Origin of the sequence: Clostridium transplantifaecale (genome assembly GCF_900626075.1) — a bacterium.
GTDB lineage: Bacteria > Bacillota > Clostridia > Lachnospirales > Lachnospiraceae > Otoolea > Otoolea transplantifaecalis.
Window position 1 is genome coordinate 216,403 of the sequence record NZ_UYZY01000002.1, and the last position, 13,311, is coordinate 229,713.

The 13,311-nt window shown below is 48.7% G+C and carries 12 protein-coding genes; 4 read left to right on the forward strand and 8 right to left on the reverse strand.

Annotated features, from left to right (window positions below):
- Positions 1 to 20 precede the first annotated feature (20 nt).
- Complete coding sequence (locus tag EJL91_RS06670; RefSeq protein ID WP_125141204.1) at positions 21 to 1,370, forward strand: hypothetical protein; 1,350 nt, start codon at positions 21 to 23, stop codon at positions 1,368 to 1,370.
- Between the two features lie 135 nt (positions 1,371 to 1,505).
- Here EJL91_RS06670 and EJL91_RS06675 read toward each other — a convergent pair whose 3' ends face one another.
- The 5 genes from EJL91_RS06675 to EJL91_RS06695 all read right to left on the reverse strand — a co-directional run bounded on the left by EJL91_RS06675 (position 1,506) and on the right by EJL91_RS06695 (position 7,677).
- A complete protein-coding gene (locus EJL91_RS06675) occupies positions 1,506 to 2,225 on the reverse strand; it encodes a LytR/AlgR family response regulator transcription factor (protein ID WP_125141205.1) in 720 nt (239 codons plus the stop codon).
- On the reverse strand, positions 2,203 to 3,969 hold the full coding sequence (locus EJL91_RS06680) for a LytS/YhcK type 5TM receptor domain-containing protein (protein ID WP_243125259.1): 1,767 nt from the start codon (positions 3,967 to 3,969) through the stop codon (positions 2,203 to 2,205). The genes EJL91_RS06675 and EJL91_RS06680 overlap by 23 nt, the downstream gene beginning before the upstream one ends.
- A 109-nt stretch (positions 3,970 to 4,078) precedes the next feature.
- Entirely contained in the window at positions 4,079 to 6,148 is a 2,070-nt protein-coding gene (locus EJL91_RS06685; protein ID WP_243125260.1) for a TRAP transporter permease, read from the reverse strand.
- A 16-nt stretch (positions 6,149 to 6,164) separates the two neighbouring features.
- Entirely contained in the window at positions 6,165 to 6,638 is a 474-nt protein-coding gene (locus tag EJL91_RS06690; protein WP_125141206.1) for a DUF1850 domain-containing protein, read from the reverse strand.
- Entirely contained in the window at positions 6,619 to 7,677 is a 1,059-nt protein-coding gene (locus EJL91_RS06695; RefSeq protein WP_243125261.1) for a TAXI family TRAP transporter solute-binding subunit, read from the reverse strand. Before EJL91_RS06695 ends, EJL91_RS06690 begins: the two co-directional genes overlap by 20 nt.
- Before the next feature lie 302 nt (positions 7,678 to 7,979).
- On the opposite strand from EJL91_RS06695, the gene EJL91_RS06700 reads away from it, so the two are divergent.
- Positions 7,980 to 8,399, forward strand: coding sequence for a PPC domain-containing DNA-binding protein (locus EJL91_RS06700; RefSeq protein ID WP_125141207.1), 420 nt, complete (start codon positions 7,980 to 7,982; stop codon positions 8,397 to 8,399).
- Between the two features lie 26 nt (positions 8,400 to 8,425).
- Positions 8,426 to 8,725: a DUF6506 family protein gene (locus tag EJL91_RS06705; RefSeq protein ID WP_125141208.1), complete on the forward strand. Its 300-nt coding sequence runs from the start codon at positions 8,426 to 8,428 to the stop codon at positions 8,723 to 8,725.
- Positions 8,726 to 8,899: 174 nt separating this feature from the next.
- Here the strand turns inward: EJL91_RS06705 and dnaB are convergent, their stop codons facing one another.
- Genes dnaB through EJL91_RS06720 form a run of 3 tightly spaced genes read right to left on the reverse strand, consistent with a single transcriptional unit; the run spans position 8,900 to position 12,761 of the window.
- Entirely contained in the window at positions 8,900 to 10,231 is a 1,332-nt protein-coding gene (dnaB, locus tag EJL91_RS06710) for a replicative DNA helicase (protein ID WP_125141209.1), read from the reverse strand.
- 35 nt (positions 10,232 to 10,266) lie between these two features.
- Positions 10,267 to 10,713, reverse strand: a complete 447-nt coding sequence (gene rplI / locus EJL91_RS06715; RefSeq protein WP_125141210.1) for a 50S ribosomal protein L9 — start codon at positions 10,711 to 10,713, stop codon at positions 10,267 to 10,269.
- Positions 10,714 to 10,715: 2 nt separating this feature from the next.
- Entirely contained in the window at positions 10,716 to 12,761 is a 2,046-nt protein-coding gene (locus EJL91_RS06720; protein ID WP_125141211.1) for a DHH family phosphoesterase, read from the reverse strand.
- A 230-nt stretch (positions 12,762 to 12,991) separates the two neighbouring features.
- Here EJL91_RS06720 and EJL91_RS06725 point away from each other — a divergent pair, with 230 nt between their 5' ends.
- Positions 12,992 to 13,294 (forward strand): DUF7677 family protein, encoded by a 303-nt coding sequence (locus EJL91_RS06725; protein WP_125141212.1) that lies wholly within the window; start codon positions 12,992 to 12,994, stop codon positions 13,292 to 13,294.
- Positions 13,295 to 13,311 lie beyond the last annotated feature (17 nt).

Genomic DNA, 13,311 nt, shown 5'->3' on the forward strand with positions numbered 1-13,311 from the left:
TTGAAAAAGGTGGTGTTTTTGTGAGAATTGCGATACTGGCTACCGCATATCTAAAAGAATATTTAGAAAAAGAAGTTCAGACGCTTGATTTGGACTGTGAGACAGAACTGTTTGTCTATTATAATTATGAGCATATTGTGGAACTGTACCGCAGGCTGGAATCCGGGTTTGACGGCTTTATCACCACCGGCCCCGGTCCGATGCTTTCTATTCAGAAAAGCGTTCCGGACTGCAAGCCTATCAGCTTTTTCCTCTGTTCCGCAGGCAATTACTACAAGACTTTTTTTGAGGTAATCTATAAATACCAGGATTGGAATTTCGAGTACGGATACTTCGATTTCTGTGATTATCTCTGTCCGGGAGAGGAGAGTTCGCTGATTCAGTACCTGAGGGAGGGCACTTTCGAGGAATGGCTTCAGCGCAATAACCGGTATATAGGGGAGCTGTCCCCGGAGACGGTACAGAAAACCTCGAAGCAGAAGCTTCAAAAACACATTGAATTGTGGAATTCCAAGAAGATCAAGTATTCCCTGTCACGAATGAGCCCGATCATGCCGGAGATTCTGGAGGCAGGCGTGGAGTGTTACTATATTTCATTCAGCAGAGAAGATATCCTGGCCGGTTTTCGCCAGTTGACACACGAAATTCTGCTCAGCACCCTGAATAACAACCTGGCGGCTGCCATCGATCTGTTTCTGCCGGCCGCATCCAGGGAAGATCCCGCCTCCTGGGAGCAGTTCCAGAACCGATATGATTTGCTGGAAAAATTACTGACCGCCTTTAATAAAAAATATCTATACGATTTCATCATCCGGGATACCCGCTACGGTTTCCGAATCTCCACCAACCGAAAAACAGCTGAAAAGGTGACCGACGGCTTCACCTGCTGCCATCTTCGGGATTATATAAGGGAAAACGGTGGATTTGAGCTGGCGATTGGCTACGGCCTTGCCGAGGATTTATGTCAGGCGGAGGCCAATGCAATAGTCGCAGCAAAAGAATCCCGCATTACCGGGAACCGTGTCAGCTACCTTTTCTCTGAGAGTCAGGGACTCCTCAGCCTCCTGGGCGGGGAAGGCGCCGGCCTGTCAATCCAGAGCGCCGTCACGCCTTATATGCGCGAACTCGCCGACCGCACGGGGCTCTCGACCCTGACCGTGCAGAAACTTTGCTCCGCCCTCGCCGTAACCGGTACGGAAGAGGTTACGACACAGGAGCTGTCCCGCGTTCTGCACATCACGATGCGCAGCGTTAACCGTATTATTGCAACCCTCGTAAAATACAACCTTGCCGAAGTTGTATATACCCGCCAGACAAATACAAAAGGACGGCCAAGCAAGGTATACCGGATCTGTATTAAGACAAATTGAGCCTCTAACCGCCCCGTGTCCGGCTCTTCACTCTTTAAATAAAACACAAATGCCTCTCACTGCTGGAGAGGCATTTGTTATTTTGTCTGAAGTTGGCCGCAGTCACCCGGCGGCGGCTCTCTTATTCAAATCTATTTATCTTGAAAACAGCTGTCTGAACTCCTTCACCTGCGTTCTCCCAATCGGCAGCAAATCCTTCTCATAATATCTCATCTTAAGGCTGTATCCACTGTTATAGGTCGGGATCATCTCAAGAACATAGTCGAGATTCACCAGATAACTTTTATGTATCCTGAAAAACCGGCAGTTTCTCAGCCTGGTTTCATAATAATTCAGGGATTCATTCTGGAGGTACGCTTTTTTAGCCGTATGGATCTTGCATGAACGCTTTTCCGTCTCAATAAAAACGATATCTGCCACATCCAGCACCTGGAAGCTGGCTCCTGCATTGACCATGATCTTATTAATGGCCATCTCCCTTGCCCCTGCTGCCTCGACTCTTCTCTCCTCCAGCCTGCCCATCGTCTTCTTCACCCGGTCCAGGTCAAAGGGTTTCAGAAGGTAATCCGTGGCGCCCAGCTCAAATGCCTTCACCGCATATTCCCTGTATGCTGTGGCAAATATAATCTGAGCCTCCGGCAGCTTGCTTTTTATCATAGAAGCCAGCGTCGTCCCATTAGCCCCTCCCAGATCAATGTCCACAAAGCAGACGTCAAATTCCTCCGTATCAAGAAGCTGCATCAGCCTGTCACTGCTCTCGGCCTCTGTGATTTCCGCCTCCGGGCTGCACTGTCTGATCAGGTACACCAGTTCGCTTCTTGCAGGGCGTTCATCATCTACTACCGCTATCCTCATCCGTCTTCTCCTTCTGGTTTGGAATAATCATGCGCACGATGGTACCCGAACCGCCGGAAATAATCTGCAGGCCGGCGCTTTTTCCATAGATCCCGGTCAGCCGCCTCTGAACATTCAGCATTCCGATTCCATGGCTCTCATTCTGGTGCGGCAGCTCTGTGCTGCTCTCATAAAGCCGGTCCACGATCTCTTTATCCATTCCGGGCCCATTATCTATCACATCGATCATTGTTGACTTTTCTTCCTTCTGGATGCGGATTGTCACCTGTCCCTTATCCCTTTTCATCGCACCGTGGCGTACTGCATTTTCCACAATCGGCTGCAGTATCAGGTTCGGCACGCGGCAGGTACAGTCTTTCGGCTCAGCTTCGATTTTTATCTTCAGGTGTTCCTCGAACCTGGCCTCCTCCAGCATCAGATATGCCTTTACATGCTCAAGCTCCGTTTCCAGTGTCACGCTGCTGTCGATATCTTCCAGCATGTTTCGGAAATAGGAGCTTAAGGCCATCAAAAGTTCCCTGGCCTTTTCCGGCTTTTCCCGGCAAAAACATGAAATTGTATTTAAAGCATTAAAGAGAAAATGAGGGTTAATCTGGGACTGGAGCGCCTTGATCTCCGCTTTCCTCAGATGTTCCTTCTGTTTCTCCATATCCACCAGCTTAAACTGGGTTGCAAAATAATTTGCGATACCTGTTACAAATTCAATATCTGCCCTGTAAGAATAGGCATTCTTTCTGACCATCATGACAAAAGAGAGCACATCATCCTCCCCACGGACAATCGGAGCCGAAAGAATTACATTCTTTTCATACAGCGGATAAAAAGCATCCTCCGGCAGAGGTACTTTGCTGCTCCTTGTGGTCCTGTATGTTACAGTGGCCGTCAAAAGCCTGGGGTAAGAAGTCTTGTTAAGCTCAATTTCTTCAAATGCACTGCTTCTGCCCAGAAATTCATATCCTTTTATCACCGCCACCCCGACACATTTATATTCGGACATGACGATCTCAATAATCTTCTGCATGCTCTTGCGGTTCGTCTCCGCATCCCCCAGGTAAGGGGCACACCGCTCCGCCGTCCTCAGGGCCAGCGCCACATTGGCCGCCACCTTCAGGTCTTCATTGTTAAATATCGTCTTGAAAATACTGAAAAAAATAACCATTCCAAAGGAATTTATGATAACCATCGGCACCAGGACGATTTTTACAATCTCCAGCGCCTCAATAAACGGCCTTGTCAATATGAGGATTAGAATCATATGAATCGCTTCCGCGACAAATGTGCTCATCAGAAGAAACCAGTTTGAGTACTGCCGGTTCTCTCTCCTCGCATATCCAATCCAGGAACCGATAATGCCATGTAATACTGCCGCCAGTATACATGCCAGCGTACTGATACGTTCCGGAAAAATCAGATATCGGTGGATGGAGGCAATAACGGCCGTGGTCATTCCCGACACAGGACCACCTAAGAAACCGGCGGAAAGTACGCCTATGACACGGGCATTAGGAAGAGCGCCCTCCACCTGTATTCCGATATAGTCAGAAATAATGCAGAAAACACCGAAAATCCCTCCCAGTACAAGCTGATTACAGATTTTCCTCCTGGCGTTCCTGCCCCCGCTTCCATTCTCGTCATCCTCATTGAGCAGAAGCTCCTTGACAAACTGGATTTTGGTCAGCATCAGAGCCAGGACAATCAGCAGAGAGATATTCATACAGACACTCATAATAACATCATATACCATAGTGATCCCCCAATTCCGGCCTTTTAAAAGGATAGAAAAAGGGGTGCTGCGGAATCCTGTGCAGTCCCGCAGCACCCCATCATGCCGGTTTTAGTAACCTTTAGAAAAGCTACGTCACCATTGTAACATTTTTTTTCGCCAATGTCTTCTGTAAAATGACGATCGCCGCGCAGATGGCAATACCGATAATATCGGTAATCAGTCCGCTGTCGATCAGGAGATAAGCGCCGACAAAGCAGAGGAGCCGCAGTGCAACGTTTACCTTCTGGAACAGGAAACCTTCTACCGCCACACTGATCAGGAATACGCCGATAGCCGCCGTGATAGCTACCTGGATTCCTCTGGCAACCGGTGTGTCGAGGAGCAGAAGTTCCGTGTTATACACAAACATGTAAGGCAGGATAAATCCGGCCAGGGCCAGCTTCACCGACGCCCATCCCGTCTTCATCGGGCTTCCTCCCGCTATGCCTGCCGCAGCAAATGCAGCCAGGGCAACCGGCGGCGTCAGGTTTGCAAACATTGCAAAGTAGAAACAGAACATATGGGCCGCGATAGGCGGGATACCCAGCGTCACAAGGGCCGGAGCGGCAATCGTGGAAGTGATGATGTAGGATGGAATGCTCGGAAGCCCCATGCCCAGAATCATGCACGTTACCATCGTGAACATCAGGGTGAACATCAGGTTTTGGCCGCCGATCTGGATGATGGTGCTCGCCATATTGAGGGCAAACCCGGTGATACTGCTTACGCCTACAATAATGCCGACGCAGGCACAGGCAATGGCAACCGATACGGTCGACTTGGCGCTTGCCACCATGGCGTCGATAATGTCATCCAGGCTCATCCTCGTGTTTGGGCGCAGCTCTGCGACAACAATAGTGAAAATGATGGTATAGAATGCTGCCATAATTACCGTCTTACCGCTGAAGAACAGCATATAAACCAGGAAAATCAGCGGAATCGCCAGATGGCCGTATTCCTTCATGACCTCTCCTATCTTGGGAAGCTGATCCTTCGGCGTCCCCTGCATCCCCATTTTCTCGGCGCGCATCTGGATCTGGAGCAGAATTCCAATATAGTAAATGACGGCTGGAATAATTGCGGATACAAGCAGAGTACTGTATTTAATTCCCAGAGTCTCCGCCATGATGAATGCCGCTGCACCCATAACAGGAGGCATTAACTGGCCGCCTACGGAGCCGGTCGCAACAATAGCGCCCGAGAACTCATTGTCATATCCCGTTTTTTTCATAAGCGGTATCGTAAAAGAACCGGTTGTCACGACTACGGCCACCGCAGCGCCGTTGATCATGCCCAGAAGGCCGGAGGCCACAACCGCCACTTTGGCGGGGCCGCCTTTACTTCCGCCCGCGAGGGCGTTTGCAATATCATTGAAGAATTTGCCCATGCCGCATTTGTTCATAATCTCGCCGAATGCAATAAACAGGAATATGTAGGTCGAAGCCACGTTGACCGAGGAGCCGTAGATACCCTCCGTATTTGCAAAGAAATGGCTCATCAGCTTCTGCCAGGTGTAGCCTCTGTGGAGGAAGATTCCCGGAATATCAATCGGAATCATTCCCTGCTTCGTGCCCATCAGGCTGTATGCTATAAAAATAATGCCGAGAATCGGAAGCGCCAGGCCGCATACGCGTCTTGTTGCCTCCAGCACCAGGAGCGTAAGCAGGGTTCCTATAATGACATCCATGGAATTCGGCCTGCCCGCCCGGTTGATAATATTAAAGTAATCGAGCCACATATAAAGAGGCACCGCGGCCGAAAGCGCCATCAGGATATAATCATACCATGCGATCACCTTGCGGCTGGCCTTTTTCGTCGCCGGATACATCGCAAATGCCAGTATCAGAATCATTGATACATGGAGAGAACGGTGTTTCAGTGTCTCAGGCATCCAGAAACCCGATGCAAATACAAGGTGGTACAGTGTCACCGCAATCGCAAAAATCTTATAAACCCTTGCAACCATAGGTGATACAAAGGTACGCGTCTTGCTCTCTTTATCAAACTTTTCAAGGAGTTCCTGCTTTTCGGCATCCGTCAGCTCAGCCTCCGGTTTTCCATCGGCATTTGCCGGTTCCGGACTTTCCAAATCTTTATCCCTGAACGCATCGGCGTCCGTCCCAGAAGCAGGATCCTGTTTTTTCTCTTCATCGCTCATTTCATATCCTCCTTTCCTATTCGATACAGAGCACCATCTTCTCGTGGTGAGGCATATCCTCACCCCTGATCAGAAGCCGGCCGTTCAGGCCTATCTCTTTTAATGCCGTCTGTGAATTAATCCAGTTAAACTGAGGAAATCCACTCCCTATATCGTCCATATAAATCAGTCCGTCTTCATACCGATAGGTGCAGTCCATTTCCGCCGGAATTCCGGCGCCGAAACCCGCCACCGAGATTGTATTTAAAAGAAAACTTCCGTCTTTTTCCACCTCATAATATTCATTCCATGGGATATGCTCGAAAGAGTGCTCCCAGCCGAAGTTCAGTTTATCCCCGGTCTCCACCGGCACTCTCACGTAAGTCTCCCCCGTCTCCTGGTTCCTGATGACCAGGTACTCCCTCTGCCGCAGTCCAAAGGCGGCGGCAGAGAGAATAACCAGCGCTGATATGATCAGCGGGACGGTGAACTTAGTTCTGCGGTGTTTCATATCCGTGATCCTGCCACCATTTTGCGGCGCCGTCGTGGAGTGGGATTTTGACGTCATCGACGCCGAAGCTTATATCAATGTTTTTATCCGCCGTGTTATGGGAAGCTTTGATACTGCCGATATCATCAAAGATGCAGTTCATCATGTCATATACCATGTCATCCGAAAGGTCTTTGTTGACAAGCATGATGTTATAAACAAATACACTCTCAACATCTTCCTCATTGTTATAGGTATCAGCCGGAATCGTGCTTGCCGCAAAGAACGGATACTTCTCAACCAGATGATCTCTGCCCTCCCCATCGATCGGCACGATTACCATGTCGTAGCTGAACGCCAGCTCACTGACTGTGGAGTTTGGAAGACCCGAGGTTACGAATGCAGCGTCACACTGGCCGTTTTTCATCTGGTCAATCGCCTCTCCGTATGATAAATAGTCCACGTCACTGTCTTCATAGGTCATTCCATACGCCTCATATATCATACGTGCATTCAGTTCTACACCGGAGTTCGGCGCACCCACGCCGACACGTTTGCCCTTCAAATCCTCCACACTCTTAATCCCGGTTCCTGCCGTTGTTACAAGCTGGACATAGTTCGGCCAGAGACGCATTACTGCGCGGAGATCGGAATTGGGCGTATCAAAAGCTCCAAAACCTTCATACGCCTGCATAACGGAATCCTGCATTGCAATAGCCAGTTCGGCCTCCCCCGCGGAAATCAGGTTGATATTCTCAACGGATGCGCCCGTTGCCTGTGCCGATGTCTTATATCCCGCGTTGCCGAGAACGGTGGCAAAAGCGCCTCCAATCGGATAGTAAATACCGCTGGTAGGACCGGTCGCAATTGTAACAAATTCTTTTGACCTGTCAATGTCCACAGAAGACGCCTGGCCGCTGTCCCCTTCAGCTCCCTGCGTAGCCACGGTCGGTACCGGCGCGGCGGAACTTCCCGCATCGGATGTCCCCGTGCTGCCCGAGCAGCCCGCTAGCGACGCCGCCATTGCCAGACATGTAATACATGCAATAACTGTTCTCATTTTTTTCCTCATATCCCATACCCTCTTTCTTAAATATTCACTGACTTTTTATAATTATTTTATAATTATGAGCCAATTTTACATTTTCTTAACATCAGCGTCAACGGACCTTGTACAAACTGCCCAAAATGGCGCGTGAAGCGCAGAAATCTATGTATAAAATGCATGCGAAATAAGCCGTCCCTGCCGTTTCCTGAAGCGGCGGTATAATTTGGTGAGGACAATGTGTAAAACAGGGCTGGATCATGACGGAATGATTTGCTACAATAAGCGGAGATAATAGTGAAAGGGAGGACGATAGTATGGACTACCGCAGATTTCAGAACATAATCATAGCAAGGATTGACAAAGGGGAAGAAATCCTCGATAAAGTAAAAGAAATAGCCATAAAAGAGAACATTAAACTGGCCGGTGTCACCGCCCTGGGCGCGATCAATGATTTCACAACGGGAGTGTTTAAGACCGGGGAGAAAAAGTATTATTCCAATGATTTTAAGGGAGATTATGAGATCGTATCCCTGAACGGAACGATAAACACCATGAACGGCGAGTTCTATGCCCATCTTCATATGAGCGCCGGAAATGAAAAAGGAGAAGTCTTTGGAGGCCATTTAAACAGGGCGGTTGTAAGCGCAACCTGCGAGATGGTAATTACCGTGATAGACGGCAGCGTGGACAGGGCCTTTGACGAAGAAATCGGTTTAAACTTATTCAAGTTTTAAGAAAATATAGAAAAGGAGACAGAAACATGAAGAAAAAATTTGCTTTTATCCTGATGAGCGATGCTTATACCCCAGAGGAACACCAGGCGTGTTTTGAAAAGGGAAACATGACAAGCTACATTTACACGGTCCGCAGCTTCGACGAGGCCTGCACAAAAATGAAGGAACTCGCAGCAGAGGGCTTTGGGGCGGTGGAACTCTGCGGCGCATTCGGCCCGGAAAAGGCGCAGAAACTGATTGAACTGACGGACAACAAGATAGCAGTCGGTTATGTAGTCCACAACCCGGAGCAGGACAGCTTATTCGATGCATTCTTTTCAAAATAAGACTGTGAAAATTAAAAAGGACTGTGCGTCATCCCCTGAACCGACCTCCCAATCGTTAGATTTTTGGTCTAACTTTTGGTGAGCGGTTCAAAGGGATATAAGCGCAGTCCTTTTTTGGATTTAGAGTGAACCTCTTTATATAACTCTTTTACATGAATCTGTTATAAGGCTTGCCTACTTCGCCAGGTTAGCAAACTTCGTCAGCTCAGGCCTCCACATCAACTGAATGGTTCCGATTGGGCCGTTTCTCTGTTTCGCAATAATTACTTCCGCAATGTTCGGCATATCCGTGTCTTTATTATAATAATCGTCACGGTACAGGAACATAACAACGTCGGCATCCTGCTCGATAGCTCCCGACTCACGAAGGTCGGATAGCATCGGTCTGTGGTCGGGCCTTGTCTCACAGGCACGTGACAACTGGGACAGTGCGATAACCGGGGCATTCATCTCCCTGGCCAGCGCTTTCAGGGATCGGGAAATCTCCGAAATCTCCTGCTGCCTGTTATCCCCGCCCTTGCCGTTCCCCGACATCAACTGAAGGTAGTCGATAATAACGACGCTGAGCCCGTATTCCAACTTCATCTTTCGGCACTTTGACCGCAGTTCCATAATAGAAATACCCGGCGTGTCGTCAATAATCAGTTTTGAATTTCCAATGACTCCGATTCCTTCCACCACAGCATCCCAGTCCGAGTCGGTCAGAGTACCGGTACGCAGCTTCTGGGAATCCACGTTGGATTCCATCGAGAGCATACGGTTTACCAGCTGTTCCTTGGACATCTCCAGACTGAATACCATACAGGGCAGCCCTTTTTTGACTGCCACGTGATCCACGACGTTCAGTACAAACGCCGTTTTACCCATGGACGGACGGGCCGCAATCAGGATAAAATCCGATGGCTGGAAACCGGATGTCCGGTAGTCCAGGTCAATAAATCCGGTCGGCACACCGGTAACGGTTCCCTGGTTTTTAGATGCGGTCTCAATCTTTTCCAATACATTCAGGGCCACCTGCCGGATCGGCACGAAATCGCCCGAACCCCTGCTCTGAAGCAGATCAAAGACCGATTTCTCCGTGTGGGCCAGGATGTATTCCAGCTTATCCTTCCCCGCATAGCAGAGCCCTTCTATCTCCTCGTTAACCTTGATAAGCCGCCTTAAAACAGCTTTCTCTCTCACGATATTAGCATATGTTTTAACATTGGCGGACGTCGGCACGGTCGTGACAATATCCCGGACAAATTCCAGGCTGCTTACTTCCGGCGGCACATCCTTCTCCTTCAGACGGTTCTGAAGCGTTACCAGATCAACCGGCTTGCCCTCGTTAAACAATTCCACCATGGATTCAAACATCACGCCATACTGATGCTGGTAAAAATCGGCGCCTGTCACAATCTCAGACGCCGAAATAATTGCCTCTCTGTCCATCAGCATTGAGCCGATGACCGACTGTTCTGCTTCTACGCTGTGGGGGAGCACCCTTTTTATCAGCGCTTCATCCATCTGTAAACCTCCGATTTCCTCTGTGGGCAGTATTCTTAGCTTTCCACTACTTTAACAGCCAGCTTGCCGGTTACATCTTTGTGAAGTTTAACAGGCACTTCGTGGGTTCCAAATGTTTTAAGCGGTTCCGGAAGAATCAGTTTCTTTTTATCTATTTCCATTCCCAGCTGATCCTGGATTGCCTTTGCAATCTCCTTGGATGAAACAGAGCCGAACGCTTTTCCGCCCTCTCCTGCCTTGATAGAAAGTGTAATTGATTTACTTCCAAGCTCTGCGGCCAGATCTTTCGCTGCCTGAAGCTGTTCCGCAGCAATCTTGTCGGCGTTGGCCTTCTGCAGCTTTAAGTCGTTGAGGTTCTTTGAAGTTGCTTCAATTCCCAGCTTTTTGGGCAGGATAAAGTTTCTGGCATAGCCGTCGTTCACCTTTACGATCTGTCCCTTTTTTCCTAATGCTTTTACGTCTTCCAATAATACAACTTCCATTTCTATATATCCCCTTTCTCAAGCATTACTGTGATAATCTCTTTTAATTTGTCCTTTGCTTCCTCTATCGTTGCGCCTTTCAACTGGGCGCCTGCTATGGTTCTGTGACCGCCGCCTCCCAGTTTCTCCATCATGATCTGGACATTGATCTCGTCGATGGAGCGGGCGCTGAAATAGATGGTATCTCCCAGTTCCGTAAGGACAAAGGAAGCTTTAATCCCTACGATATCGAGCATCTCATTGGCCGCCTGGGCGCCGACTACCGTCGGGCTCTCAATTCCTTCGGCCGGGCATTCTGAGATGGCAAAATAATCTTTAAATATCTCCGCTTTCTGGATAGCCTCGGCTCTCGCCTTATAATCCTCCAGCCTATCGCGGAACAGCTTTCTAACCCTGACCACATCGGCGCCGTTCCTGCGCAGGAATGCTGCCGCCTCAAAAGTTCTGACTCCGGCCTGGTTCATGAAATTATTCGTATCGATTACAATTCCGGCATACATGGCGTCCGCCTCGGCCGGTTTAATCTTGATACCGTCGCCAATGTACTGGAGCACTTCCGCAACCATCTCACAGGTGGAGGATGCATATGGCTCCACATAGGACAGCACCGCATTGTCGATAATCTCGCTGCTCTGTCTGTGGTGATCCAGCACTACGATCGTCTTAATCTGTTTCAGCAGTTCAGGGGCTTCCGCTATGCTGGGCCTGTTGACATCGACCACTACCAGCATCGTATTGGCATCCGCCCAGTCCGCCGCCTCTTCCCCTGTCATCAGCAGATCGTCGGGATAATCAGGATTATTCTGAAATCTCGCCATCATCGGTTTAACGGAAGAATTGACGCTGTTGACCACAATCCTTGCCTTCTTGTTAAAGGAGGTGGCAATCCTGTAGATACCGATGGATGCGCCGAAGGAGTCAATATCGCCGATATGGTGGCCCATAATTAATAATTTGTCTTTTGTATCCATGAGTTCGCGCATTGCATGGGCTTTGACACGCGCCTTAACACGGGTCGTCTTCTCAAGCTGCTGGGACTTGCCGCCGTAATATCGGATTCTGGCCCCATCCTTGACCACGGCCTGATCGCCGCCGCGCCCCAGCGCCATATCAATGGCAGTTCTGGCATACTCATAGTTTGTAATATAGCTGCTTCCGTTCATACCCATACCGATACTGAGCGTAACAGCCATCTCGTTGCCAATGTTTACTGTTTTGACATCTTCCAGAAGGTTGAATCGGTTCTCCTGGATCTCTTCTGTATATTGCTGTTTAATAACAAACAGATACTTATCCTTCTCCAATTTCTTGACAATTCCGTCCATATTGGAGATATACTTATTAATCTTACGATCAATCAGCGCGGACAGCAGAGAACGTCTTACTTCCTCCACACTTTCCAGCGCCTCCTCGTAGTTGTCCAGATAAATCAGTCCCGCCACGAGCTTCTGGTTATCAATCTCCCTCTTATAAGAGAGCACTTCCGTCTCATCAAACAGGTAAACCGCAAGCAGCATCTCCTCGGGGATTTCCTGATTCAGGTCGAGCCTCAGCCCTTCATTCTCATCCACGTAAATCTGTCTGATATCAACGCGGTAAAACTTTCCGTCAAATGAAGAGTGGATGCTGGAATTTCCTTCTATCTCATCCAACATTTCCTTTGTCAGCTCCGGAAACAACGCCGCAAGGCTCTTCCTGCAGCTCTTATCCTCCTGGACAACATCCGCAAATGCCTTATTCATCCAAATCAGATGGCCTTCCGCATCGGCTATTGCATATGGCATCGCCATCTCGGAAAGCAGCTGTTTCTGAATCCCTGCATATTCTGCCGAGAATTCCACCAGCCCGCCCATGAGCCTCTTTCTCCTGTACAGGAACAGCCACAGGGCAACCACAACATAAAGTAACGTAAATCCGGACATGGCAATACCGGCCTTGGGACTTATCGCTCCCACAACCAGATTCGCTGCCATCAAAAAGACCGACAATATCAATGGCCATTGCAGGTAAAACCGCAATTGGCCTTTTATTTTTGTATTTTCTCTCATTCTCTGTCTCCCGTGAAAAAACACCCACCTATTCTCAACATTATATCATAAAGAAATCTGTTAGTCCAGAAATAGATTAAGCCACAGCCGGCGGGCAGTGACCGCAGTGTTTCTGTGCCTTTTGCTGTGCTCCGTTTCAGCAATGGCGGCGAAAAATAATGTGATTTGTCACCTCCATCTTGACTTAGCGGATGATATGATAAATGATAAGTAAAAAGGAGGAAATCTTTATGAAACTAAGCCATTCATTCAGTGGTTCATTGAGGCAATTTTCATATTGGATTGCAAATGGAACCGTGGGTTACCCGCTGTTAGAGGGGATTGACTATATTAGTGTTTTCAGGGAAGAACCGTCTCTCCTGGAGTGTGCATATGCAATTTTTGCAAACAACATTGAAATGGATGAAAACGGCACGGTGCTCAATGAAAAGTATGCCGAGCATCGGGCCGCGCAATATATCAGACAGTATTGTGACCCCGCCTATACTGCGACACCCGGTTTTGACGGTTCTGATGAATGTGAGCTGTACTGATTTCATCAAGGCCTGGA

Coding starts and splice junctions, on each gene's coding strand:
- EJL91_RS06675 (WP_125141205.1), bottom strand. CDS start 2,225: ATGAGGATAGCGGTAGTAGATGATGAACGCCCTGCAAGAAGCGAACTG.
- EJL91_RS06680 (WP_243125259.1), bottom strand. CDS start 3,969: ATGGTATATGATGTTATTATGAGTGTCTGTATGAATATCTCTCTGCTG.
- EJL91_RS06685 (WP_243125260.1), bottom strand. CDS start 6,148: ATGAGCGATGAAGAGAAAAAACAGGATCCTGCTTCTGGGACGGACGCC.
- EJL91_RS06690 (WP_125141206.1), bottom strand. CDS start 6,638: ATGAAACACCGCAGAACTAAGTTCACCGTCCCGCTGATCATATCAGCG.
- EJL91_RS06695 (WP_243125261.1), bottom strand. CDS start 7,677: ATGAGAACAGTTATTGCATGTATTACATGTCTGGCAATGGCGGCGTCG.
- EJL91_RS06700 (WP_125141207.1), top strand. CDS start 7,980: ATGGACTACCGCAGATTTCAGAACATAATCATAGCAAGGATTGACAAA.
- EJL91_RS06705 (WP_125141208.1), top strand. CDS start 8,426: ATGAAGAAAAAATTTGCTTTTATCCTGATGAGCGATGCTTATACCCCA.
- dnaB (WP_125141209.1), bottom strand. CDS start 10,231: ATGGATGAAGCGCTGATAAAAAGGGTGCTCCCCCACAGCGTAGAAGCA.
- rplI (WP_125141210.1), bottom strand. CDS start 10,713: ATGGAAGTTGTATTATTGGAAGACGTAAAAGCATTAGGAAAAAAGGGA.
- EJL91_RS06720 (WP_125141211.1), bottom strand. CDS start 12,761: ATGAGAGAAAATACAAAAATAAAAGGCCAATTGCGGTTTTACCTGCAA.
- EJL91_RS06725 (WP_125141212.1), top strand. CDS start 12,992: ATGAAACTAAGCCATTCATTCAGTGGTTCATTGAGGCAATTTTCATAT.